At 72.7% G+C, this 23,603-nt stretch carries 20 protein-coding genes; 9 read left to right on the forward strand and 11 right to left on the reverse strand.

What is annotated here, in order from left to right; genetic code table 11:
* Positions 1–12: 12 nt before the first annotated feature.
* From IF22_RS0105210 to IF22_RS0105225, 4 genes are all read left to right on the forward strand, one after another.
* Entirely contained in the window at positions 13–1,020 is a 1,008-nt protein-coding gene (locus IF22_RS0105210; RefSeq protein ID WP_030329001.1) for a cytochrome d ubiquinol oxidase subunit II, read from the forward strand.
* Positions 1,017–2,693, forward strand: coding sequence for a thiol reductant ABC exporter subunit CydD (gene cydD / locus IF22_RS0105215; protein ID WP_030329003.1), 1,677 nt, complete (start codon positions 1,017–1,019; stop codon positions 2,691–2,693). Before IF22_RS0105210 ends, cydD begins: the two co-directional genes overlap by 4 nt.
* The gene (cydC, locus tag IF22_RS0105220) at positions 2,690–4,480 is read left to right on the forward strand and encodes a thiol reductant ABC exporter subunit CydC (RefSeq protein ID WP_030329006.1); all 1,791 of its coding nucleotides are present in this window, start codon (positions 2,690–2,692) and stop codon (positions 4,478–4,480) included. Before cydD ends, cydC begins: the two co-directional genes overlap by 4 nt.
* Positions 4,481–4,548: 68 nt before the next feature.
* Complete coding sequence (locus IF22_RS0105225; RefSeq protein WP_030329008.1) at positions 4,549–5,220, forward strand: permease prefix domain 1-containing protein; 672 nt, start codon at positions 4,549–4,551, stop codon at positions 5,218–5,220.
* 22 nt (positions 5,221–5,242) lie between these two features.
* Here the strand turns inward: IF22_RS0105225 and IF22_RS0105230 are convergent, their stop codons facing one another.
* The gene (locus tag IF22_RS0105230) at positions 5,243–5,581 is read right to left on the reverse strand and encodes a PadR family transcriptional regulator (RefSeq protein WP_030329010.1); all 339 of its coding nucleotides are present in this window, start codon (positions 5,579–5,581) and stop codon (positions 5,243–5,245) included.
* 160 nt (positions 5,582–5,741) lie between these two features.
* Between IF22_RS0105230 and IF22_RS0105235 the strand changes: the two genes are divergently transcribed.
* Positions 5,742–6,713, forward strand: a complete 972-nt coding sequence (locus tag IF22_RS0105235; protein ID WP_030329013.1) for a hypothetical protein — start codon at positions 5,742–5,744, stop codon at positions 6,711–6,713.
* Positions 6,714–6,752: 39 nt separating this feature from the next.
* Positions 6,753–9,197, forward strand: coding sequence for a hypothetical protein (locus IF22_RS0105240; protein ID WP_030329016.1), 2,445 nt, complete (start codon positions 6,753–6,755; stop codon positions 9,195–9,197).
* 240 nt (positions 9,198–9,437) lie between these two features.
* Here the strand turns inward: IF22_RS0105240 and IF22_RS0105245 are convergent, their stop codons facing one another.
* The 4 genes from IF22_RS0105245 to IF22_RS0105260 form a co-directional block, all read right to left on the reverse strand.
* Complete coding sequence (locus tag IF22_RS0105245; RefSeq protein WP_007455465.1) at positions 9,438–10,031, reverse strand: GTP-binding protein; 594 nt, start codon at positions 10,029–10,031, stop codon at positions 9,438–9,440.
* A gap of 1 nt (position 10,032) precedes the next feature.
* Positions 10,033–10,410: a DUF742 domain-containing protein gene (locus IF22_RS0105250; RefSeq protein WP_030329021.1), complete on the reverse strand. Its 378-nt coding sequence runs from the start codon at positions 10,408–10,410 to the stop codon at positions 10,033–10,035.
* Between the two features lie 98 nt (positions 10,411–10,508).
* The gene (locus IF22_RS0105255; RefSeq protein ID WP_030329023.1) at positions 10,509–10,913 is read right to left on the reverse strand and encodes a roadblock/LC7 domain-containing protein; all 405 of its coding nucleotides are present in this window, start codon (positions 10,911–10,913) and stop codon (positions 10,509–10,511) included.
* Positions 10,910–14,581, reverse strand: a complete 3,672-nt coding sequence (locus tag IF22_RS0105260) for a sensor histidine kinase (protein ID WP_030329026.1) — start codon at positions 14,579–14,581, stop codon at positions 10,910–10,912. The genes IF22_RS0105255 and IF22_RS0105260 overlap by 4 nt, the downstream gene beginning before the upstream one ends.
* A 502-nt stretch (positions 14,582–15,083) precedes the next feature.
* On the opposite strand from IF22_RS0105260, the gene IF22_RS35785 reads away from it, so the two are divergent.
* Positions 15,084–15,377: a hypothetical protein gene (locus IF22_RS35785; RefSeq protein ID WP_245233532.1), complete on the forward strand. Its 294-nt coding sequence runs from the start codon at positions 15,084–15,086 to the stop codon at positions 15,375–15,377.
* A 2-nt stretch (positions 15,378–15,379) separates the two neighbouring features.
* On the opposite strand, the gene IF22_RS0105270 is transcribed toward IF22_RS35785, so the two are convergent.
* Positions 15,380–16,453, reverse strand: coding sequence for an adenosine deaminase (locus tag IF22_RS0105270; protein ID WP_030329032.1), 1,074 nt, complete (start codon positions 16,451–16,453; stop codon positions 15,380–15,382).
* A gap of 270 nt (positions 16,454–16,723) precedes the next feature.
* Between IF22_RS0105270 and IF22_RS0105275 the strand changes: the two genes are divergently transcribed.
* Positions 16,724–16,972, forward strand: coding sequence for a MarR family winged helix-turn-helix transcriptional regulator (locus tag IF22_RS0105275; RefSeq protein WP_245233533.1), 249 nt, complete (start codon positions 16,724–16,726; stop codon positions 16,970–16,972).
* A gap of 1 nt (position 16,973) precedes the next feature.
* On the forward strand, positions 16,974–17,978 hold the full coding sequence (locus tag IF22_RS0105280) for a putative RNA methyltransferase (RefSeq protein ID WP_030329038.1): 1,005 nt from the start codon (positions 16,974–16,976) through the stop codon (positions 17,976–17,978).
* A gap of 2 nt (positions 17,979–17,980) precedes the next feature.
* Here the strand turns inward: IF22_RS0105280 and IF22_RS0105285 are convergent, their stop codons facing one another.
* From IF22_RS0105285 to IF22_RS0105305, 5 genes are all read right to left on the reverse strand, one after another.
* Positions 17,981–18,661 (reverse strand): DUF4272 domain-containing protein, encoded by a 681-nt coding sequence (locus IF22_RS0105285; protein WP_030329040.1) that lies wholly within the window; start codon positions 18,659–18,661, stop codon positions 17,981–17,983.
* Between the two features lie 110 nt (positions 18,662–18,771).
* Positions 18,772–20,052: a thymidine phosphorylase gene (locus tag IF22_RS0105290; protein WP_030329042.1), complete on the reverse strand. Its 1,281-nt coding sequence runs from the start codon at positions 20,050–20,052 to the stop codon at positions 18,772–18,774.
* A 73-nt stretch (positions 20,053–20,125) separates the two neighbouring features.
* Positions 20,126–20,830 carry a cytidine deaminase gene (locus tag IF22_RS0105295; protein WP_030329045.1) on the reverse strand — a complete coding sequence of 235 codons (705 nt, stop codon included), beginning with the start codon at positions 20,828–20,830 and terminating at the stop codon, positions 20,126–20,128.
* 86 nt (positions 20,831–20,916) lie between these two features.
* Positions 20,917–22,197 (reverse strand): ABC transporter permease, encoded by a 1,281-nt coding sequence (locus IF22_RS0105300; protein ID WP_030329048.1) that lies wholly within the window; start codon positions 22,195–22,197, stop codon positions 20,917–20,919.
* Between the two features lie 3 nt (positions 22,198–22,200).
* Complete coding sequence (locus tag IF22_RS0105305; RefSeq protein ID WP_030329050.1) at positions 22,201–23,571, reverse strand: ABC transporter permease; 1,371 nt, start codon at positions 23,569–23,571, stop codon at positions 22,201–22,203.
* Positions 23,572–23,603: the final 32 nt, after the last annotated feature.

The following is a 23,603-nucleotide window of genomic DNA, read 5'->3' on the forward strand; positions in this document are numbered from 1 at the left end:
GAGGAGTAGATCGTGGACCTCGCCTGGTACGCAGTGCTCGGCCTCTTTTTCGCCAGCTACCTGGTGCTCGCCGGCTACGACTACGGCGTCGGGCTGCTGCTCTCCCGCGGCGTCGGCCCGGCCGGGCGGCGCGAGACGCTCACCGCCCTCGGGCCGTTCTTCCTCGGCAACGAGGTCTGGCTGGTGGCCACCGCGGGCATCCTCTTCGGCGCGTTCCCCCTGCTGGAGGGCGAGTTGCTCGCCGGCTGCTATCCGGTCGTCGTCGGCGCCCTGGTCGGCGTCATCCTGGTCACCGTCGGGGTGCAGTTGCGCAGTCGGCCCAGCAGCGAGCGCAGTCGCGCCCGCTGGGACCGCGTCGTGATGATCGGCAGCGCCCTCGCCGCGCTGGGCTGGGGCGCGCTGCTCGCCGCGCTGTTGCAGGGCGTGCCACTGCGGACCGACGGGCACGTCGCCGGGGTGACCCACCTGGCCACCCCGTTCGCGGCCGCCGCCGGGATCGCCATGGTCACGGTGATCGCGGTGCACGGCGCGACCTTCCTCACACTGCGCCTGTCCGCCGGGGCCGCCGCCGAGGCCGGCCGCACGGCCCGCCGGCTGGTGCCGGTGGCGCTCACCGCGGTCGCCGTGGCCACCGTCGTGGGCCTGCTCTCCGCCCGGGTACGCGACGCCGTGCAGCGACCGGCGGTGGCCGTACTCCTGCCGGTGTTGCTCGTGGCGGCGCTGCTGGCGGCCCGCGCGGCGCTGGCCCGGCAGCGGCCCGGGTGGGCGGTGGTCGCCACCGGCGCGGCCCTGGCGCTGCCGGTGGTGCTGGTCGGAGCCGCTCTCTGGCCCTACGTGCTGGTCTCCACGACCGACCCGGACGCCTCGCTGCGGGTCGCCGACGCCGCCGCCAGCGCGCCGACCCTGCGGCTGCTGGGCTGGGTGGCGCTGCCGCTACTTCCGGCCCTACTAGGCTTCCAGGCGATGTGCTGGTGGGTTTTCCGAGGAAGAACCGACGGCAGGGCTCCGGTGTACTGGTGAGCCGCCGTCCGTTCGACCCGCGTCTGCTGCGCCGGGTCCCCGCGGCCCGGGGCGATCTCGCCGTGCTCGCGCTCCTGGGCGTGCTGGCCGCCGGGTTGATCGTGGCGCAGGCCACCGCGCTCGCGTCGGTGCTGGCCACCGCGATCGACGGCCGGCTGGATCGGCCGGCGCTGGCCGGCTTCGTGGTCACGGTCGCCGCCCGTTCCGCGCTGGTCTGGGCGCAGGGCACGATCTCCGCGCGGGTCGCCGCCACGGTCAAGGCCACGCTGCGGGCCGACCTGCTCGGCGCGGTGGGTCGGCACGGTCCCGGCTGGGTGGCCGGGCAGCGGGCCGGTGAGATCGCCACGCTGGCCGGGCGCGGGTTGGACGCCCTGGACGCGTACTTCACCGGCTACCTGCCGCAACTGGTGCTCAGCGTGACGGTGCCGCTGGCGGTGCTGGCCCGGGTCGTCTTCGCCGACTGGAGCTCGGCGGTGATCATCGCGCTGACGCTGCCGCTGATCCCGGTCTTCGGAGCGCTGCTCGGCTGGCAGGCGCAGGCCGCCACCGAACGGCAGTGGCGGCGGCTCGCGCTGCTCGGCGGGCACTTCCTGGACATGGTGGCCGGGCTGCCCACGCTGCGGGCGTTCGGACGGGCCAGGGCACAGACCGATGTGGTACGCCGGATGGCCGACGGTCACCGCGTCGCCACCATGAAGACGCTGCGGATCGCCTTCCTCTCCGCGCTGGTGCTGGAACTGGTCGCCACCCTCTCGGTGGCGCTGGTGGCGGTGCCGGTCGGCATCCGCCTGCTCGGCGGTGGGCTGGCCCTGCAGACCGCGCTGCTGGTGCTGCTGCTGACCCCGGAGGCGTACCTGCCGCTGCGGGCCGCCGGTAGCCGCTTCCACGCCAGCATGGAGGGGCTGACCGCGCTGGACGAGGCGTTGACGCTCTCCGCCGCACCCGCCACGCCTCGGGCCGCCGAAGGCGCCGCCACCCCGGACGCGCGGGCCGAGATCCGGTTCGAGGCGGTGACAGTGGCGTACGAGCGGACCACCGCGCTGCGCGACGTGACACTGACCATCCGGCCCGGCGAGCGGATCGCCATCATCGGGCCCAGCGGCGCCGGCAAGAGCACACTGCTCGGCCTGCTGCTCGGCTTCGTGGCACCGACCAGCGGCCGGATCACCGTGGACGGGGTCGATTTCGCCACCGTCGACACCGACGCCTGGCGCCGGCAACTCGCCTGGGTGCCGCAGCGGGCGCACCTCTTCGCCGCCTCGCTGGCCGACAACATCCGCCTCGGCGCGGCGGACACCCCGGCCGACGTACTCGCCGCCGCGGTGCACGACGCCGCCCTGGACGACGTGGTGGCCGGCCTGCCCGACGGCCTGGACACCGTGCTCGGTGAGCGCGGTCATGGGTTGTCCAGCGGGCAGCGGCAGCGGGTGGCACTGGCCCGGGCGTTCCTCCGGGCCGCCCCGGTGGTGCTGCTCGACGAACCCACCGCCCGGCTCGACACCGCGGCCGAGGCGGTGGTGCTCGACGCCACCCGTCGCCTGGTCGCCGGGCGGACCGCAGTGCTGGTCGCGCACCGACCGGCGTTGCTGGCCGACGCCGACCGGATCCTGCGCGTCGAGGACGGTCGGGTCACCGAGTTGACGCCCGAGCCGACCGGGAAGGTCACCCGATGAGCGGGCAACGCGAGCCGGCGGCAACAACCGGGCCGGCCTCGACCGGCCGGGTCGCCGCCGAGCGGGCCGTGCTGCGACTGGCCCGACCGTACTTGGGTCGGCTCGTCGGGGCCGGGCTGCTGGCAGCCGCCACCGAGTTCGTCGGGCTCGCCCTGATGGCCACCGCCACCTGGCTGCTGATGAGTGCCGCCGGTCAACCTCCGCTGGACCGGCTCACCGTGGCGATCGTCGCGGTCCGGGCGCTGGCCATCAGCCGGGGGGTGTTCCGCTACACCGAACGGCTCGCCGGCCACGACGCGGTGCTCCGCATGATCACCGACGTCCGGGCCCGGGTCTTCGCCACCCTGGCGGCCCGCCGAGGTGCCACGCATCGCTCGGGGGACGTGCTGAGCCGCCTGGTCTCCGACGTGGAGGCCGTCCAGGACCTGTTGCTGCGGGTGCTGGTCCCCGCCTCGGCGGCGGCGGTGGTCGGTGTGCTGGCGGTCGCCGTGGCGGCGCTGATCTCCGTACCGGCCGCCGGCGCGCTCACCGTCGGGCTGCTGGTCGCCGGGGTGGCGCTGCCCGCGCTGGCCACCGCTGTCACCCGCCGCAGCGCGGCCGAGGTGGCCCCGCTGCGGGGCGCACTGGCCACGGATGCGATCGACCTCACCCACGGTGCCGCCGACCTGGCCGCGTTCGGGGCGACCGAGGGCGCGCTGCGCGCGGCCGAACAACGCGCCCACCGGCTGGCCCGACTGGAACGTCGGCTGGCCGCCACCGGTTTCGCTGTGGACGCGGCCGGCGTGCTCACCGCCGGCGCGACCGCCGCGGCGGTGGTGCTTGCCGCGCTCGCCGCCGACGTGTCGGGGGTGCTGGTGGGTGTCCTGGCCGTCGGCGCGCTGGCCGCCGTCGAGGTGACGCTGGCGCTGGTCACGGCGGCCCGGCAGTGGACGCAGCTGCGGCCCGGCCTGACGCGGGTGGCCGACCTGCTCGACGCGGAGCCGCCGACCGCGCCGCCCGCGACCGGTCGTACCGACCTGGCCGGCCCGCACGAGTTGCGCTTCGTCGACGTGACGGTGCGGTACCGGGCCGGCGCGGCGCCCGCGTTGGACGGGGTCAGCCTGGACCTGCCGGCGGGACGCCGGATCGCGGTCGTCGGCCCGAGTGGCGCCGGCAAGAGCACACTGGCCGCAGTGCTGACCGGCACCGTCCGGCCCGCGTCCGGCCGGGTCACACTCGACGGTCACGACCTTTCGGCGTACGCCGAGGAGGCGCTTCCCCGCGCGGTCGGCGGGCTGCTGGCCGAGGCGTACGTCTTCCACGCCACGGTGCGGGAGAATCTGCTGCTCGGGCGGCCCGCAGCGGGCGAGGAGGAGCTGATCGCCGCCACCGCCGCCGCCGGTCTGCTGGACTGGGTCCAGGCCCAGCCGGCCGGCTGGGACACAGTGGTCGGCGAGGAGGGCGGGCAGCTCTCCGGTGGGCAGCGGCAGCGGCTGGCGCTCGCCCGGGCCCTGCTCGCCGCGCCGGCGGTGCTGGTGCTCGACGAGCCCACCGAGGGTCTGGACCCGACCGCCGCGGACGCGGTGCTCGCGTCCGCCCTCGCCTTCACCCCCGCCGGGCACTCGGTGCTGCTGATCACCCACCGGCTCAGCGGGCTGGCCGAGCTGGACGAGATCGTGGTTCTCGACGGCGGCCGGGTGATCCAGCGCGGTCGACACGCCGAACTGGTGGCCGCCCCGGGCTGGTACCGGGACCAGTGGCTGCTGCAGACCGCCGCCGAACGCGGATACCTGGCGCTCGCCCCCTGACCCGGCTCCGGGGCGGACCAGGGTTCTCCCGGACGTCGACGCGCCGGGCTCCGTGGCAGGGTGGTGCCATGGCGCGGGGTGAGGACGTGATGGTCGACGAGCACCTGCGGGAGCTTGCCGCCCGGTTGCAGGGGCCGGCGCGACTCAAGTCCGGCCTGCTGACCGAGGCCCGGCACGGGCTGCTGGACGCCGTCGAGGCGTACCGGGAGAGCGGGATGCCACCGACCGAGGCGCAGCGCCGGGCGGTGGTCGAGTTCGGCTCACCGGCGCAGCTGCTCCCCTCCTGGCAGGCCGAGCTGGCGGTGGGCGCCCTGCGCGGGCTCTCCCTGCGGATGCTGGCGATCGCCGGGGTGGGGGTCGTCGCCGGCGATCTGACCTGGCGCGGGTCGAGCTGGAGTGACGGGCCCCGCCCGCCGGCCGGGTATCTGCTGCTCGCCAGCTCGGTCGACTGGATCTGGATGAGCGCGTTGCTGCTCTCGGTGGCCGGTCTGCTGGCGGTCCGGGCGAGCGCGCGGCCGTCGCGGCCGGGCCTGGCCCTGGCGCAGCGTGCGGTGGGCACCGGCCTGACCGGCGTCCTGGTCCTCGGCATCGTGGCCGGCTCCGCGCTCTTCGCCTGGTCAATCGATCTCTTTGACGCGGCGCTGCACTGGCCCCCGATGATCATCGGGTTGGTGTTGGTGGGCGGCGGTTACTTCTCGCTGACCCGGGCGGCGCGCGGCTGGCTGCTGGCCACCCGCTGATCGGCGTCCGGACCGGAGCGGGTCAGGACGGGGTGGGCGGGCTTTCGGGGTCGAGGAACCGGCCGACTGTCAGTTGGAACTCGCGCCACCCGGCGCGCTCCCCGGCCAGCGCCCGCCGGCCCGAGTCGGTGAGCTGGTACGTCCGGCGTTCCCGGCCGCTGACCGTGCTCCAGGTGCTCGCCACGTGCCCGGCGCGTTCCAGCCGGCGCAGCGCCGGATAGATGGTGCCGGTGGGTAGGTCAAGGCTGCCGTCGCTGCGGGCCCGCAGCGCCTCGATGATCGCGTAGCCGTGCAGCGCGCCCTGTTCGAGCACGGCGAGCAGCAGAGCGTCGAGATGGCCGTGCAGCGCCTGGGCCTTCATGCGTAGCTACGCTACTTGTCGGACGGCCGCTTCGCCAGCGGTGACCACCAGCAGGTCGGACCCGTGCGCCGAGCGGCCACCGGGGTGCGGGCATCGGCCACCCAGGGCCGCCGACTAGGGTATGTGCCCAGAGTCACTCGCCGGTCGGAGACCCCGGTGGGTGGGCAACCCGAAGCACACGGAGGTCAGCGTGGCCCGCCAGTCGCCCCAACGGCCCGACGCCGACGAGCCCGAGCTCGACGACACCACCGGCGCGGCCCAGCCAGACGAGACCGAGGAGACCGACCGCCCGTCGGCGTCGATCGACCGTTCGCTCTGGGACGAGCTGCGCATCGACCCAGTGGAGATCGCGCTGCCCGCCGGCACCGGCTTCACGCTGCGGGCGTACCGGCCGGCCAGCTCGCTGACCCCGACCGACGTGACCGAGCGCGACCAGGACGACCCGTTCCTCGCCCGCCGCCAGGCGGTCGAAGAGGAGGAGGACGACGAGACCGTCGTCATCCTCGACGAGGAGCTGGCCCAGGAGTTCGCCGCCGAGGACGACGACGAGGACGCCACGCGCCGTCGGCGGGACGGCGCCGCCGCTGACACCGACACCGACACCGAAGAAGACTCGGACGAGGCCGTCGCGGACGAGGAGAACGACGAGGAGGTGCCGGTCTTCCTCAGCCACCAGGGCAAGCTGCTGCTGTTCAAGACCCCCGAGTCGCTGGTCAGTTTCATCCGATCCGGTGCGCCCAACGATCTGTCCCAACTGGACAGCTGGAATGAATTGTCCGAACGGGTGGAGCCGGCAGATATCGCGCCGCTCGACGAGGACACCTACGAACTCGACCTGGTCGTGGAGAACCTGCGCGGCGGGCACGACACGTGGGATTCGACCCTGCTGATCGAGGCCGGCGAGGTCGCGCGTGACCTCTCGTACGCATTGCGGCTGCCTGCGGTACTCGACATGCTCTCCGCCGGCTCCAGCCTCGACGACCTGGACGAGGCGCTGCGCGCCACGGCCAATGGTGGGATCGGCGCGTTCATGGGTCGCCGACGGCTGAAGAAGATCGGCGCGCAGACCGCGAGTTTGGGTTGGCGCACCATTGTCGGCAAGATCTCTGCGGTGGTGGACTGGCGCGACTGACCCGTACCGGGGAGCATCAGTTGCTGGCAGAGGAAAGACCTGTCCCGGGAGGAGGACGACGCCGTGGCGCTCGTGCGCGTTTACTGCGGTCTGGCCTCGGCGGATCCGGCTGACCGACCGGCCTCCGCCGGCTCGACGCTGACGTCCGCTGTGGTCGACGACGCAGGCCGTCTGCTGCATGTCTGCGAGATCAGCGATGACGCCGCTGGCTACGCCCAGCTCGTCGCGCTGCTCGTGGAGCGGTCGGGCGGGCCGAGCGGTGCGGCCATCGCCGCCGACAGCGACGACCACACGGTCACCTCGCTGCTGAGCGCGGCCGGGCGACCCCTGGCGATCGCCGACGACGACTCGGTGGACGACTTCGCCGAGCGGTTCGCCGATGACGACTCCCTGGAGGAGATGCAGTCGCCTCCGGCCGAACGACGGGCGGTCGGCCTGGCCCGCGCGTTGCAGGCGGGGGCGCTCTCCGCCGTCACCCTGCCGGCACCCCGGGACCTCGCCGGCTACAAGCAGGTGCTCTCGGCGCATGCCGCGCTGGCCAGTGGTCGGCACTCCGCCGCCGTGGCGCTGCGCGAGGTTCTGCGGGAGCTCTACCCGGCGGCCCTGCGCGCCTACCCGGACCCGGCCGAGCCGGTCTCGCTGGCCGTGCTGGACGCGCTGCCCGAGCCGGGCATGCTCGGCGGCACCGTCGCCCGGGGCCGCGAGGTGTCGGTCGCGGCGGATGCCATCGCGGCGCACCTGGCCGCCGACGGGGTCGCCGACGCCGATGAGATCAACGAAGCGGTCACCGCCCTACGGGTCGCCATCTCCGAGACCCCCCGACGCGCCGCGGTCAACCGGGCCCTCACGTCCGCGGTGGCCGAGACGGTCCGCCAGGCCGTCGCCTCCGTCCGGGCGTGCGACGCCGGGTGCGAGGCGTTGGTCAGCGCGCTCAGCTCACGGGTCAGCACTCCGGTTCAGGCACCCGGCCGCCGGGCCGCCGCCCGTCGTGGCGAGTCCGTCGGTGAGCTGACCGGCCTGGCGGGCACCAACGCCGCCTTGACCGGCCTCTCCGGCGCCAACGCCGGGCTGCGGTCGGTCCGACCCACCCCGGCAGCCGCCGATCCGGCACCCGCCGGGCGGCGCAGCCGCCCTGAGCCGATCCCCGGTAACGCGCCGCTGGCGTCGCCCCGCCCGCTCGGGCCACCACCAGTCGCCCCGGCACCGGTCACGCCCCCTCCGGTCGCCCCCGCGCCGATGGCTCCGGCGGCGATGGCTGGTTCGCCGTCACCCACGCTGCCCAGCCGCACCGAGTCGACCTCCAGCCGGATCGACGGCCCGACCAACCGACCGGTGTCCGCACCGCCGCCTCCGCCGCCCGGGATCACCCCGATCGCGCCGACACAGCGCGGCATGGTGCCTCCGGCCGAGGCCGGTGAGCCGTTCCGGCCGACGCTGACCACCGCCGCGATCAACAACGCGCGGGCCGAACGGCAGCGTACTGTCATTCCGCCCCGCCCCAAGACCAACGGCGAGCCCCGGCCGAGCCACCTGCAACGGCCGGTCGACGAGCCACCCACCGGCGGCTTCAGCGCCACCGACCTCAGCATTCCGGTGCCGACCCCCCGGCCTGGCCAGGAGCCCGCGGCACCGCCCGGCTCCCGCGCCAACTGGCCGCTGGTCAACAACCCGGAGGACCCGGCCGACAGCTCACCGAACAACCCGGTGGCCTACCCGTACGGCGGAAGCCGCGGGGTGGACGCCCCGACCGACCCGGGCCGGGCCGACGGTCGCGTCACCCCGCCCTGGCTGGCGGACGACCTGCCACCGGAGCCGCCGATGCTGCGGTTGGTGGAGCCGCCGCCGCTGGCCGACCGGGCCCTGCGCGAAGGGCTCAACCCTGCCTCGGATCAGCACCTGGAGACGCCGCCGCTGCGCCTGGTCGACCGCGAGCAGGCCGCCCGCAACGGCCGGGCGGGCGCCCGTACCGAGCGCGCCCCTGAGCACCGGCCGGCTCCCCCGGTCGAGCACCGGCCGCCTCCGATGGAGCACCGGCCGCCGCCGGTCGCCGACGAGGGCGACGGCGACCTGCTGATCTTCGCGCAGGCCAAGTCGGCCTGGTTCGTCGGGCACGCCGACGAGTCCGACCTGGACTGGTCGACCACCGCCGACACCGGCTGGCAGGCCGCGGAGCAGGCCGCCCGCCCGGCGGTGGGCGCCGAAACCAACGCCGGGCTACCGAAGCGTGTGCCTCAGGCCAACCTGGTGCCGGGTTCCCCGCTGCGCGAGGAGCGCCCATTGCGGATAGTGCGTGATGCGGCAAGCCTCGCCGAGAACACGACCGGCTACTTCCGGGGTTGGCGTCGTGGTCAGGAGATCGGCGGTTTCGCGGTGGGCGGTCGGCCCGGTCGTGAGGCGGCCGGCGGCTGGGACTTCAGCCGCGACCACGGGGACCGCGACGATGACCGCGAGTACGAGTACCGGTCGGCGGGCTACCAGTCCTGATCCTTGTCACCGTGCACAAGCGCCCTCAGTCAGCTGACTGAGGGCGCTTGTGTGTCTGCCGGAGAACCCCGGACACGACGACGCCGCCTCCTCGACCACCGAAGACCCACGCGCCCTCACAGGTGGGGGCGGAGAGCGTCCACGATCGTCAAGGAGGCGGCGGAGCGTACGGTGACGCGGCGGGCAGGGTGCTACGCCCGATGGCGGCCGGAGCCACCACCGGGGCGTGCAGCGCCGCGATCAGGCCGGGGCGACAGCGCGCGTACGGCGCATGGTCAGCACGTACTCGACCAGCGAGATCAGCACGTGCTTCGTCGACTCCCGGTTACGGGCGTCGCAGGCCACCACCGGCACGTCGCTCGAGATCGCCAAGGCGTCCCGGACGTCCTGCGGGTCGTGGTACTGCATCCCGTCGAAGCAGTTGATCGCCACCAGGTACGGCAGGCGTCGGTGCTCGAAGAAGTCGATCGCCGCGAAGCAGTCGGCCAGCCGGCGAGTGTCCACCAGCACGACCGCACCGATCGCACCCCGCACCAGTTCGTCCCACATGAACCAGAAACGGGTCTGACCCGGCGTACCGAACAGGTACAGGATCAGGTCACGGTCGATCGAGATCCGGCCGAAGTCCATGGCCACCGTGGTCGTCGTCTTGCCCGGCACCTGCCGGGTGTCGTCGACGCCCACGCCAGCGGAGGTCATGATGGCCTCGGTGGTCAGCGGCGTGATCTCCGAGACCGAGCCGACCAGCGTCGTCTTGCCGACGCCGAATCCACCGGCGATAACGATCTTCGCCGACGTCACGCGGCCGCTCGGGTTCGGCGGGCGGTGCGACATGTCAGAGCCTGCGAAGTCCACTCAGCACCCTCTCCAGCAGTTCAGTGCCCACCGCGTCGTCGGAGTCGTCCAAAATGGTCGGCTCGTGGACCGCGACCAGGCCGTCCGTCGCCATGTCGGCGATGAGCACCCGGGCCACACCGAGCGGGAGCTGCATCCGCGCCGCGATCTCCGCGAGCGACTGCACGCGTCCGTCACACAGCGCGGCGATGTACTGGTGTTCGCGGCCCTGGCCGCCGTTGCCATTGGCAGCGGCCCGGCCGCGCACCGTCGTCTCGACGAGCGCCTCCAGCGCGATGTCGAGCCGGGGACGGGTGCGACCACGGGTCACGGCGTATGGACGGACCAACGCTCCGGTCGGTTCGTCACGATCGGCCATCTCGCCGCTCACCTCCTTCGCACCCGTTACCGGCTCCCACCGGTGAAACCCGTCGTTGTCGTTGTTGCAGTCGTGCCGACCTCACGATCGGCGAAACGTCAGCCCAGCATGCCCGCAGCCGCACGCGGCTGCGGGGTCAACGCGTCGCCCACCCGGTCGACCAGCAGCGCCATCTCGTAGCCGACCTGGCCCACGTCGGAGCTGCGGGCTGCCAGCACGGCGAAGGACGAGCCGTCCGAGATGGACATCAGGAACAGGAAGCCATTGTCCATCTCCACGACGGTCTGCAACACCGCGCCTCCCTCGAAGCAGCGTGCTGCCCCCTGGGTCAGACTGACCAGACCCGACGAGATCGCGGCGAGCTGGTCTGCCCGGTCGCGCGGCAGATCCCGTGACGACGCGAGGAGTAGGCCGTCCGCCGACACGGCGACCGCATGCGCGACGCCGGGCACCCGGTCGGCGAAGTTGGCGAGCAGCCAACCAAGATCCTGCGTAGTTGTCATCCTTCTTGCTCCTTCTGCCCGCTCCCGGCCACCGGGCCTGAGCCAGACTGCGAGGATTGCCCTCCCGGAGTCGCCTCCGGGCTGGTCGGGTTGTCCGAGGTGCTACGCCCTCGCTGCACGCCCCGATGGTAGGCGGAGAGCAGGCCACGGACCGCCTCCGGGGAGCGCCGCTGGACCGAGGTGGTGGGCTTCTCCACCGCGCCGGGCACCAGCTGCGCCATCGGCTTGCGCTTCGGCAGACCGGTCGTGGTGGTCTCGCTCACCGGCGCCGCGCCGGCCGCCGCGGAGGCAGCACGCCAACCGTCGTCGGCAGCGGTCTGCCAGCCGTTGCTCTGCGGTTGGGGCCGGCGGTTCGGCAGGCTCTCGGCGAGGCTCGGGCGGGTGCCCTCGTTCGCTGTGGAGCCGTTGTCCCGCGGCGCTCCTCCGGCCGTCGGAGTGTCTGCCATCGGTGTGTTACCTGTCGTCCCGGGTGCTGTCTTGTGGCCTGCCCGACCGGTGGCCTCGACCGTGGCGAACTGCTGGGTCGCGGAGTCGCCGTTCGTCGCCGGCTGGGCGCCAGCCGCGGTCTCCTCGGAGCCCGGGCGACGGGTACGGAACCAGGCCGACTCGAGCTCCCGGAAGATCGGCAGCTCCATCGTCTCGTCCGCGTACCGCTGGCGGTTCTGTGCCGGTGGCTGCTGCGGCGCCGGCCGAGTCTGCGCAGCCGCGGCGGCCGGGGTCTGCGGAGCCTGGGCCTGCGGGGCCGAGGTCTGCGGAGCCGGCTGAGCCGGGGCCGGCTGCTCACCGGGCCGCGGCACCCGCGGCAGTTCCGTCGTCATGTCCAGCGCGGCGGCGAGCCGCTCGGGCACCGGCGGGGTGGCGGTGTCCCGGTCGCTACCCGGCACCGGCGGCCAGGCCGGCGGCGCCGGAGCACTGGCCGCCTGCGCGGGCGGCGCGGACCGGGGCTCGAACCCGCTGAACGACTGACCCGAGGCGGGCGGTGCCGAGTACGGCTGAGCCGAGGCGGGCGGCGCCGAGTACGGCTGACCCGAATACGGCTGGCCCGAGTACGGCTGACCGGACGCCGGCGAGGCCGAGACCGGCGACGCCGACACCGGCGGACCGGCGTACGGCTGACCGGAGGCCGGCGCGGCGGACACCGGGGCGCCACCGTACGGCGCACCCGAGTAGGGCTGCGCGGAGTAGGGCTGACCGGAGGCCGGCGAGGCGGAGACCGGCGCCCCCGAGTACGGCTGTGCGGAGACCGGCGGCGCCGAATACTGGTGCGTTTCGGGGCTGCTCGGCAGCTGACGCGGGATGGACGGCTGCTGGCCGGTCGAAGGCTCGTCCCCGGCCCGGCGCTGCGGCAGCGGGTCGGTCCCCTGGCCGTTGGCCGACCGGGGGGTGAACCCGTCGCCGCCGTTCGTCCCGGCCGCGCCGGTCAGATCGGACCAGGCGGGCATCGAGCGGTACGTACCACCGTTGGCGGGGGTGCCGGCGCCGTTGCGCGACGCGGGCTCGAACGGACGGCCGCCCAGGGTGACCTGGTTGCCGGACGACTCGCTGGGGCGAGGGCCGTTGCCCAGGGCGGGCAACGCGCCGAAGACCGGCGTGGGCCCACCTGACTGCGGACCACCGAACTGGGGTGCACCGCCAGCCGCCGGCAGCGCCGGAGGCTGCTGCACCCGGCCGGACAGCGCCCGGGGCACCAGGACTGAGGTGGGCAGGGTCACTTCGGCGACGGTGCCGCGGTCGTTGCCGGGGCGCAGCTCCACCCGGACCCCGTGCCGCGACGCCAGCCGGGCGACCACGACCAGGCCCATCATCCGGGACACCGCCACATCCACCTGGGGCGGCGTCGCGAGCCGCTCGTTCAGGTCGTGCAGCTGCTCGGCGCTGATGCCGATGCCGCGGTCCTCGACGTACAGCGAGGAACGGTCGCCGACCCGGCGGGCCTCGACCATGACCTGCGAGTCGGGCGGGGAGAACGCGGTGGCGTTGTCGAACAGCTCAGCGACGAGGTGCACCAGGTCGTTGACCGCGTGCGCGGCGACCTCGATGTCCCGGTCGATGACGCCGAACTCGATCCGGGTGTAGTGCTCGACCTCGGACTGCGCGGCGCGCAGCACGTCGATGAGAGCGGCCGGCTCACGCTGCACACGGGTGGAGTCGGCGCCGGCGAGCACCAGCAGGTTCTCGTCGTTGCGGCGCATCCGGGTGGCGAGGTGGTCCAGCTGGAACAGCTCGGCCAGCCGGTCCGGGTCTTCCTCGCCGCGCTCCAGCCGGTCGAGGTGCCCGATGAGGCGGTCGACCAGGATCTGTGAACGGCGGGCCAGGTTGACGAACATGGTCGCGACGGAGGCGCGCAGTGCGGCCTGCTCGGCGGCGGTACGGACGGCTTCCAGGTGGACGGCGTTGAACGCCTCGGTCACCTGGCCGAACTCGTCCTTGCTGCGCACCGGCAGCGGCTCGGCGATCTGGTTGGCCAGCTGCACCGGGGACAACTGCCCGACGACCTGCGGGTCGCGCAGGCGGGCCACCGCCTGTGGCAGGCCGTACTGGGCGACGGAGAGCGCGCCCTGCCGCAGCTCACGCAGTGAGCGGGCCATCGAGCGGGCCACCAGGTACGCGAAGAGGATGGCCAGCAGCAGCATGCTGAGCAGCAGGCCGGTCTCCAGGAAGACCTGGCGCTGGACGTCGGACCGGAGGTTGTCGGCCTGGTTGACCACTTCGCCGTCGAGTTTGCGCTCAACGGTGCGGATCAGCTTGGCGTTGGCCGTCATGGCGGCTTCCCACTGGTCCGGGCCGAACGGGGCGCCACGCATGTCGCCGGTGGTGTTGCCGTCGATCCAGCCGGTGTAGTTCTGCGCCTGCCGGCGGTCGCCGCCGGCGACCGTCTGGTCGTGGAACTTCGCGTCGTCCGGGGTGGCCACGGCCTTGAAGCTCTGCAGAGCCTGCTGCTGGCCGGTGTCACTGGCGACGTAGTCCCTGCGCAGTGCCGGGGTCAGGCGCTTTCCGCCCTTGACGCCCAGCGCGCGGTGCACCACGACCCGGCGGGCGGCGAGGAACTCCTTCTCCCGGGCGACCGCCGCGGCGGCGCGCATCCGGTCGCTCAGCTGGTTGTCACCGGCGAGCTGCGTGGACGAGTCACGGATGGCGAGCAGGTCACTGATCAGACCCTCGTACGCCTGCACGGTCTCGGTGAGCGCGAGCTTTCCGTTGAACACCTGGCTGCGGACGCCCGACAGGTCCTGCAGGTTCTGGTCGATGCTGTCGAGCAGACCCTCCAGGCTGCTCGGCAGGTCCTCGATCTCGGCCCGCTGCTGCCGGTAGGGGGCAGCTTCCTGGTCGACCCGGGAGTTCACCCGGTTGTAGGCCTCCTGGTACTGCGCCGTCGGCTGCGTCCCGTCTGCGCCCAGCAGCAGCACGGCGGCGGTCCGCTCGTCCTGCAGGGCGTCGACCAGGTCACCCGAGTAGCTCGACAGGTTGGCCAGGTCGCCAGCTCGGTTGGCATTGTTGAGCGTCTCCAGGTGGTCGACAAGACCACTGGTGCCCACCACGACCGTGGCGATGGTCGGCACGATCATGATGAGACCGAGCTTGGACCAGATCGGCATGTCCCGGAGCCGGCTGGCCGGCCGGCGCAGCCGCGACAGGAAGGAGCCCGCCGTCTTTGGCCGTTTGCTCACGTCACCGCCCTCGCGATTACAGCTTGAACGCGTTGCCCCGGGCAACGCCCAGCGACCGACCCGGCGGGTCGGACCCCCGAGATTCCATCACGCCGGTCGACAAGAAGAAAGCCCAGGTTGTCCCCAACCGAAGGTGTGATGAGATGTTGATGCGATTTGATAGCAGTCTGTCTGGCCGGAGTAACTGAAGGTAATGGAACATCCGCACCGCGTGGTCCTACTAGCCGGCCCTTCTGGGTCCGGAAAGTCGTACATAGCGCAGCAAACCGGCTTGCCGGTGCTCTGCTTGGACGACTTCTACAAAGACGGCGATGACCCTACGTTGCCGCTACGAAACGGCCAGGTGGATTGGGAATCGCCGCAGTCGTGGGACGCCCCCGGTGCGGTGGAAATCATTGCCCGACTTGCCCGTGAGGGTCGAGCCGATGTGCCGGTTTATGCGATCGGCGCCGATCGACGGGTGGCCACCCGGCCATTTGATGTCGCCGGTTCGCCAATTTTCGTGGCCGAAGGGATCTTCGCCGCCGAGATCGTCGAGGAGTGTCGTCGACTCGGCCTGCTCGCCGGGGCGTACGCGCTGCGCCGCCCACGTGGGGCGACCTTCCTGCGCCGACTCGCCCGCGACCTGTCCGAGCAGCGCAAGGCGCCCCGGGTGCTGATTCGGCGCGGGGTGGCGCTGCTGCGGGCCGAGCCCGCGGTGCTGCGTCGGCAGATGGGCCTGGGCGCGGAGGCGGCCCGTGCCCGGGAGGTGCTGAGCCGGGTGGCCAGCCTGCTCGCCGGCCACCCGCACGGCTGAGCTCAGGCCAGCAACTTCGCGTACGCCGGCTTGATCACCTCATCGATGATCCGCAGTCGCTCGTCGAACGGGATGAAGGCGCTCTTCATCGCGTTGATGGTGAACCACTGCAGTTCCTTCCACCCGTAGCCGAACGTCTCCACCAGCAGCGACATCTCCCGTGACATGGAGGTGCCGCTCATCAGCCGGTTGTCGGTGTTGACGGTCACCCGGAAGCGCAGGTCCCGCAGCAGGCCGATCGGGTGATCCGCGATCGAGTCCACCGCACCGGTCTGCACGTTCGACGAGGGGCACAACTCCAGCGGGATGCGCTTGTCCCGGACGTACGCGGCCAACCGGCCGAGCGAGCCGTCGGGCGCGATGTCGTCGACGATCCGCACCCCGTGGCCGAGCCGGTCCGCTCCGCACCACTGGATCGCCTGCCAGATCGACGGCAGACCGAACGCCTCGCCGGCGTGGATGGTGAAGTGGAAGTTCTCCCGTTGCAGGTATTCGAAGGCGTCCAGGTGTCGGGTGGGCGGGAAGCCCGCCTCGGCGCCGGCGATGTCGAAGCCGACCACCCCGGCGTCGCGGTGCCGCACGGCCAACTCGGCGATCTCCTGCGAGCGGGCGGCGTGCCGCATCGCGGTCAGCAGGGTGCCCACCCGGATGCTCAGGCCCGCCTCGACCGCCTGCGCGGTGCCCTCGGCGAACCCGGCCAGCACCGCCTCGACCACCTCGTCCAGGCTGAGGTCCCGCTCCAGGTGCTGCTCCGGGGCGAAGCGCACCTCGGCGTAGACCACCCCGTCGGCGGCCAGGTCGAGGGCACACTCACGAGCCACCCGACGCAGCGCGGGCGCGGTCTGCATGACCGCCACGGTGTGCGCGAACGTCTCCAGGTAACGCTCCAGGGAGCCGGAGTCCGCCGCGTCCGCGAACCAGCGTCCGAGCGCCTCCGGGTCGGTGGTGGGCAGTTCGTGGCCCACCTCGGCGGCCAGGTCGACGATCGTCGCCGGCCGCAGCCCACCGTCGAGGTGGTCGTGCAGCAACGCCTTGGGAACCTTGACGATGTCCTCGTACCGGATAGTTGCGACCATGCTCAGACCCTAGTCAGCGGCCCGGACGGACCGGGACGGGACCGGCCGGGCGTCACGGCCGCCAGCCGTAGACCCGGTCCACGGCGAGGCGGATCACCAGTCTCCCGTCGGCGACCATGACGGCCCGATGGCGGCGGGGCGCGACGCCGGGCGGCGAATCGATGACGTGTCAACCAACCGCTAGACTCGTCGGGTGGACGCAACCTGGTGGCTGGCTGCACGCGAGGATTGCTCTGGTCGCGCAGCCGGCTCTCCCACCACCTGACCCGCATGCAGCAGCGTGGCCTGGTCACCCGCGAGGAGTGCGCCGACGACGCCCGCGGCTCGGTCGTCGTCCTCACCCCCGCCGGTCGGCGGGCCATCGAGACCGCCGCACCCGGCCACGTGGCCGCCGTCCGCCGGCACCTGATCGACCTGCTCACGCCGACGGAGATCGACGCGCTCGGCGCGCTCACCCACCGGGTGGTCGACCACCTCGGCGGGCGGGCGCCGCAGCCACGGCACGCTTCGGAGGCCTGACGTGGACCCCCGCATCCTCCACCGACTGCGCTGCCCGGTCTGCGGCGAGCCGCTGGCCGAGACGACAGCCGGCACCGCCAGGGCACTGCGCTGCCCGCGCCGGCACAGCTTCGACATCGCTCGCCAGGGGTACGTCAACCTGCTCGCCGGACGCGCCCCGCACTCCGGCGACACCGCCGAGATGGTGGCCGCCCGCGCGGACTTCCTCGCCGCCGGGCACTACGACGTCATCTCAGCCGCCCTCGCCGCTGCCGCGACGGACGCCGTCGGCCGGCTGCTCGCCACGACCGCCACGCGTCCGCGACCCACCCCGCCCGCGCCTCACCCGCCAACCGACACGACGGTTTCCGGGCAGAGCCGGCGCACCGACGGCGGCGCAGCAGAGCAGACAACGGCAGCGGTACGCGCCGAACCCGCATCCGACGTCGACGCGTACCCCCTGGTGGTGGATGCCGGCGCCGGCACCGGCCGGTACCTCGGCGCGGTGCTGGCGGCGCTGCCCGACGCCGTGGGTCTGGCTCTGGACGTGTCCAAGCCGGCACTGCGCCGCGCGGCCCGTGCCCACCCTCGGGCCGCCGCCGCGCTCGCCGACACCTGGCAACGACTGCCGCTCGCGGACGCCTCGACCGCGGTGCTGCTGAACGTCTTCGCCCCGCGAAACGGTGCCGAGTTCCACCGGGTGCTCGACCCGGCCGGGACGCTGCTGGTGGTCACGCCCGACACCGACCATCTCGCCGAGTTGGTGGATGCCCTCGACCTGCTGCGGGTGGACCCGGACAAGGCCGACCGGGTGACCGGGAGCCTGGGCGGGCACTTCACGCCGGCCGGCTCGGCCGTGCACCGGGCGCAGCTGACACTGACCCGGCCGGAGGCCGCCAGCCTGGTCGGGATGGGCCCGAGCGCCTGGCACACCGACCCGGACGCGCTCGCCGCCCGGCTGGCCGCCCTGCCCGAACCGGTCCGGGTGACGGTGGCGGTGCGGGTGGACGCATACCGGCCCCACTGACCTCAGGTGGACAGGTCGACCTCTTCCCAACCGGGCGGCTCGTCGTGGTACGGCCCCCGCAGGATCACCGCCCACTCCAACGCCCAACGCCGCTGCCCGATCGCGTTCGCGTCGACCAGGCCCGGCGCGCGCCGGCCGCCGCGCTCGGTCTCCAGGTACGCCCAGTCCAGGCAGTAGTGCAGGTCGAGCAGGGCGGCCGCGTCGGCCGGGTGCTGTGGCGCCGTGAGGATCCGGGAGCGCCAGTGCGGGAAGGTCTCCCCCTCGGCGATGTGCGGCAGCCGCTCGATCAGCCGCTCGTCGACGGCCAGGGTGGGGTCGAGCTGCTTGCTCAGGCCGAGCACCCAGGCCAGCGCGAAGAGCGCGTCGTGGTGCAGCACGAACGACCGGTGGTCGCCCTTGCCGCCCATCACGAACTGCCACTCCGGCGGGGTGACCATGTCGACCAGGTGCGAGCCGAGCAGCCAGCTCATCGCCGCCTGCGGGGGCATCCCGAAGCAGCGGGCCAGGATCAGGTGCAGCACCGCGATCCTCGCCTCGATCTCCCCGGTCGGGCGCAGGTCGATCTGGTCACCCGGTTCCCAGACGAGGGGAAACTGGGCCGGCGGCAACGGCAGGCCCAGCCGGGACAGCTCGTCCAGGCTCGCCTCGCGCACCTCACGTGGGTCGGGGGCAGCAACGCTCACGGCGGATCTTCCTGTCTGCTCGCGCCGGCGCAAGGCCGGTTGTCCCCCCTTGGCCTGCGACAATAGCGCTCCCAGGTGACTGGCACCACGCCAGGGCGACAGCGAATCGATCAGCCGACGCGTTCGATGACCAACGACGTCGCGGCCGGGGCCGTCGACGCGATCCGCACCGCGTCGGCGGCCTCGGTCAGCGCGGCCGGAATCCGCGTCGCGTCCTCGGCACGCAGCTCGTAGAGCGGGTCACCGGCCCGCACCTCGTCACCCGGGCGCTTGTGCAGCACCACACCGGCCGGCACGCTCACCGGGTCCTCCTTGCGGGCCCGACCCGCGCCGAGCCGCCACGCGGCAACCCCCATGGCGTACGCGTCGACAGCCGCGACGTAGCCGTCCCGCTCGGCGCGGACGACCTCCACCTCGGCGGTCGTTGGCATCGGCGCGTCCGGGTCGCCGCCCTGGGCCCGGATCATCGCCCGCCAGGAGTCCATCGCCCGACCATCACGCAGCGCCGCCGCCGGGTCGGCGTCCGGCAGGCCGGCGGCGTCGAGCATCTCCCGGGCCAGGGCGAGGGTCAGCTCCACCACGTCGGCCGGTCCGCCGCCGGCCAGCACCTCGACCGACTCGGTCACCTCGACCGCGTTGCCGATCGCCAGGCCCAACGGGGTGGACATGTCGGTGAGCAGGGCGACGGTCCGCACACCGTGCGCCCCGCCCAGCTCGACCATGGTGCGCGCCAACTCACGGGCCTGGTCGACGGACTTCATGAAGGCGCCGGAGCCGACCTTGACGTCGAGGACCAGCGCGCCGGTCCCCTCGGCGATCTTCTTGCTCATGATCGAGCTGGCGATCAGCGGGATCGCCTCCACGGTGCCGGTCACGTCGCGCAGCGCGTACAGCTTGCGATCGGCGGGCGCGAGCCCGGCACCGGCCGCGCAGATCACCGCACCGACGTCGTCGAGCTGGGCGATGAACTCGTCGTTGCTCACCGTGGCCCGCCAGCCCGGGATGGACTCCAACTTGTCCAGCGTGCCGCCGGTGTGTCCGAGACCCCGGCCGCTGAGCTGCGGCACCGCCGCGCCACAGGCCGCCACCAGCGGGGTGAGCGGCAGAGTGATCTTGTCGCCGACGCCGCCGGTGGAGTGCTTGTCGACAGTCGGCCGGCGTACCGCCGACAGGTCCAGCCGCTCACCGCTGGCGATCATCGCGGCGGTCCACCGGGCGATCTCCGGCGCGGTCATGCCGTTGAGCAGGATCGCCATCGCCAGCGCGGACATCTGCTCGTCGGCGACAACCCCCCGGGTGTACGCGTCGACCACCCAGTCGATCTGCGCGTCCGACAGCACGCCCCCGTCCCGCTTGACCCGAATAACGTCCACAGCAGCAAAACCACTCATCAAATGATCTTTCCTAAGTCGTCGAATGGCGAGACCGACGTACGGCCGATGACCACGTCGGGGCGGGGGCCACTCAAGACCACCGCACCGGGATCTCCACAGGCGGCTCACCCTCACCAGCCCAGAAGATCGTGCCGGTCTCGTCGACCACCACCACCCGGGGCGTCCGGGCCAGACCCCAGGTGATCGCCTCGGCCGGCTGGTCCCAGCTCGGCGCTTCCTCCAGCACCCCGGTCTCGGCACCGGCGTCGTCTCCGGCCGACCGCTCCCAGTACGCCGTCCAGACCTGCTGACCAGCGGACATGTCCGGGTGCACGAAGACGGTGCCGCGCCCGCGCCAGGCAGCGAGCCGCTCCGGGACCACCGGCACCGGCGTCTCACCGGTGACGGCCTCCAGGTCCTCCACGCCGAAGGCGTGCGGCAGCAGCTCGGCCATCCGCAGTGGCCGGGTCTTGCTCTCGATCAGGCACTCCGGCCCGCCGTGCTCCCAGAGCAGCTGCCGGCACCGGCCGCACGGCATCAACGGCTCGCCGGTCGCGTCGACGCAGGAGAGCGCGACGAGCCGACCGCCACCGGTGGCGTGCAGGCTGGACACGACCCCGCACTCGGCGCAGAGCGTCACCCCGTACGCGGCGTTCTCCACGTTGCAGCCGACCACCACCCGGCCGTCGTCGACCAGCGCGGCGGCGCCGACCGGGAACGTCGAGTACGGCGCGTACGCGTGCCGCATCGCTTCGGTGGCGGCAGCGCGCAACTGCGCCCAGTCAATGTCGGTCATGTCATCATTCTGCCGAAGTAGCCCAGGTCAGAAGCGGGCAGGGCCGGGTCCCCGGCCCTGCCCGCAGCGGTCTGTGGTGATGGTGGTCAGCCCTTGATGTACGGCTTGCCGTCGGCGGCCGGTGCCCGGACCCGGCCAACCAGCCCGGCGACGGCCAGGATGGTCGCCAGGTAGGGCAGCATGGCCAGGAACTGGCTGGGGATCGAGCTGCTGATCGCGCCCAGGTAGGTGGCGAGCTGGTCGGCGAACCCGAAGAAGAGGGCGGCGAGCAGCGCGCCGGTCGGGTTCCACCGGCCGAAGATCAGCGCGGCCAGGGCGATGAAGCCCTTACCACCGATCATGTTCTTGGTGAACGAGTAGAGCGCCAGCGTGTAGGACGCGCCGCCGATGCCGGCGACCACACCGGCCAGCAGGACGTTGCGGTAGCGCACCCGCAGCACCTTGACGCCGAGCGTGTCGGCCGCGATCGGGTGCTCGCCGACGGACCGGGTACGCAGCCCCCACCGGGTGCGGAACAACGCGATGTGGATCACCAGGACCAGGAGCAGCCCGAGGTAGAGGAAGATGTTGCCGCGGAACAACGCTGGCCCGAGCACCGGGATGTCCTTCAGCAGCGGGATCTCCCAGTTGCTGAAGCGGGGCGCGCTGTTGTACCTCGCGGCGTCGGTCTGCATCAGCCGCTCGTAGAGGAAGCCGGTGACGCCGACCGCCAACAGGTTCAGCACGATGCCCATGACGACCTGGTCGACCAGGTAACGGATGGCGAAGACGGCGAGCAGCAGCGAGATGAACGCGCCGCCGATGGCGGCGGCGACCAGGCCCACCCAGACGCTGCCGGAGATGCTGCCGAAGAGGGCGCCGCTGAACGCGCCCATCAGCAGCTGACCCTCGATCGCCACGTTGACCACGCCGGAGCGTTCGCAGAGCACACCGGCGAGCGCGCCAAAGATCAACGGCAGGGCCAGGATGAAGGTGCCCCGGATGATGTTGACCAGCGGCATGAAGTTCTGCCCGGTCGGTGCGGCGGAGATCTGCCAGCAGAGGAACGACAGCACGAAACCGACCAGCCCGACGGCGAGCACGGGAAGGAACCACCGCTTCGGCACCCCGGCGAGGAGCGCCGCACCGGCGGCGATCGCGATGATCCCGAACAGGATCGCCCCGATCGTGCCGTTGATCTCCAACGCGGCGCCGGCCGCGTCGTCGCTGAGGGTGAACCGGGCCTGCTGGTCGGTGGCGAGCGCGCCGAAGAGCACCGCGGACAGCAGACCGAGCCCCAGCAGCGTGAGGCCGACCTTGCGGCTGCGGGTCCAGAAGCCCTCGTCTACCGGGGCGACGGCGATGTCGGGGACAGCCATGGTGGACATCAGTTACCAGCCCTTCGCCAGGCTCGTCTGCAACCGGGCGGCGCGGGCGGCCCGGAGCTGGAAGATCGCCTTCACCAGGGCCGGCGCGGCGATGAAGATGACGATCAGCGCCTGGAGCACCGTCACCAGCTCCAGCGAGATCCCGGAGTACGACTGCATCCGGTTACCACCGGCCTGCAGCGCCCCGAACAGCAGCGCGGCGAGCAACACCCCCCAGGGCTTCACCCGCCCGAGCAGCGCCACCAGGATGCCGTCGAAGCCGATCTGCGCGACCACCAGCGGGGTCAACGCGCTGGCGGTCGAGCCGAGCACCATGTTCGAGCCGCCGAGGCCGGCCAGGATGCCGGCAAAGACCATGATCAGGATGTACGTCCGGGTGACGCTGATGCCGGCGGTCCGGGCGGCGTCCGGGTTGGCACCGACCGCACGCAGCTCGAAGCCGAGCGTCGAGCGGTTGAGCAGCCAGGCGACCGCCCAGGTGGCCAGCACGGCGAGCAGGATGCCGGCGTGCACCCGCAGGTTGTCGCCGAGCAGTCGGGGCAGCTGGGCGGAGGTGTCCACCGCCTTGCTGATCGCGTCGGTACGGGTCGGGTCCTGCACGCCGTTCTGCACGATCAACCAGGTGAGGAAGTACGTGGCGACGTAGTTCAGCATGATCGTGTTGATCACCTCGTGCGCGCCGGCCCGGGCCTTGAGGATGCCGGGGATGAAACCCCAGATCGCTCCGCCCAGCGCGCCGGCCAGCACCGCCACCAGCAGGTGCAGGCCCGGCGGCAGCGGCAGCAAGAAGCCGGCCAGCGCCGCCATGATCACGCCGATGGTGGCCTGGCCCTGGGCGCCGATGTTGAACAGGCCGCCACGGAAGGCCAACGCCACCGACAGACCGGTGAAGACCAGCGGCGCCGCGTAGGTCAGCGTCTCCGAGATCGGCGCGAGCACCGCCTGCCAGCCGTTGGCGCCGTCCAGCCAGCCGGAGAACGCCTCGGGGTCGAAGATCGAGCCCTTGAACAGGTTCGCGTACGCCTCGCTGACGAGCGTCCAGCTGGAGTTGATCGCGTCGGACGGGCGGGAGGTGATGTACGAGTACGTGGAGAGCACGTCGGGATCAGAAATGATCATCAGCACCGCGCCGACCACGATCGCCAACACCAGCGACAGCAGGGTCACCGTGAAGGTGTTGGCCGCCCAGAGGTTGTCCAGGAACAGCCGACCCAGGCTCGGCTTCGACCCCGGCTCCGGCTTCGTCGCCGGGCGGTCCGGCTCGGTCGCCACCTCGGCCCGTTCGGTGTTGCCGAGCGCGTTCTGCGCCGCCTGCGCCTCGCTCGCCGGCTCCTTGTCCGGCGAGCCGGACTGCGGGTTGGGTGAGTCGCTCATGCCGTCACTCCGCTTCGCTGCGTGACGCCATG

The sequence above is a fragment of the Micromonospora parva genome (genome assembly GCF_000718515.1).
Taxonomy (GTDB): domain Bacteria; phylum Actinomycetota; class Actinomycetes; order Mycobacteriales; family Micromonosporaceae; genus Micromonospora; species Micromonospora parva.

Excerpts from the sequence above, each read along its gene's own strand:
- IF22_RS0105250 (WP_030329021.1), bottom strand. The coding sequence starts at position 10,410 with ATGGCCGATCGTGACGAACCGACCGGAGCGTTGGTCCGTCCATACGCC.
- IF22_RS0105255 (WP_030329023.1), bottom strand. The coding sequence starts at position 10,913 with ATGACAACTACGCAGGATCTTGGTTGGCTGCTCGCCAACTTCGCCGAC.
- cydC (WP_030329006.1), top strand. The coding sequence starts at position 2,690 with ATGAGCGGGCAACGCGAGCCGGCGGCAACAACCGGGCCGGCCTCGACC.
- IF22_RS0105295 (WP_030329045.1), bottom strand. The coding sequence starts at position 20,830 with ATGACCGACATTGACTGGGCGCAGTTGCGCGCTGCCGCCACCGAAGCG.
- IF22_RS0105275 (WP_245233533.1), top strand. The coding sequence starts at position 16,724 with ATGCAGCAGCGTGGCCTGGTCACCCGCGAGGAGTGCGCCGACGACGCC.
- IF22_RS0105245 (WP_007455465.1), bottom strand. The coding sequence starts at position 10,031 with ATGTCGCACCGCCCGCCGAACCCGAGCGGCCGCGTGACGTCGGCGAAG.
- IF22_RS0105300 (WP_030329048.1), bottom strand. The coding sequence starts at position 22,197 with ATGTCCACCATGGCTGTCCCCGACATCGCCGTCGCCCCGGTAGACGAG.
- IF22_RS0105225 (WP_030329008.1), top strand. The coding sequence starts at position 4,549 with ATGGCGCGGGGTGAGGACGTGATGGTCGACGAGCACCTGCGGGAGCTT.
- IF22_RS0105230 (WP_030329010.1), bottom strand. The coding sequence starts at position 5,581 with ATGAAGGCCCAGGCGCTGCACGGCCATCTCGACGCTCTGCTGCTCGCC.
- IF22_RS0105305 (WP_030329050.1), bottom strand. The coding sequence starts at position 23,571 with ATGAGCGACTCACCCAACCCGCAGTCCGGCTCGCCGGACAAGGAGCCG.
- IF22_RS0105290 (WP_030329042.1), bottom strand. The coding sequence starts at position 20,052 with ATGAGTGGTTTTGCTGCTGTGGACGTTATTCGGGTCAAGCGGGACGGG.
- IF22_RS0105270 (WP_030329032.1), bottom strand. The coding sequence starts at position 16,453 with ATGGTCGCAACTATCCGGTACGAGGACATCGTCAAGGTTCCCAAGGCG.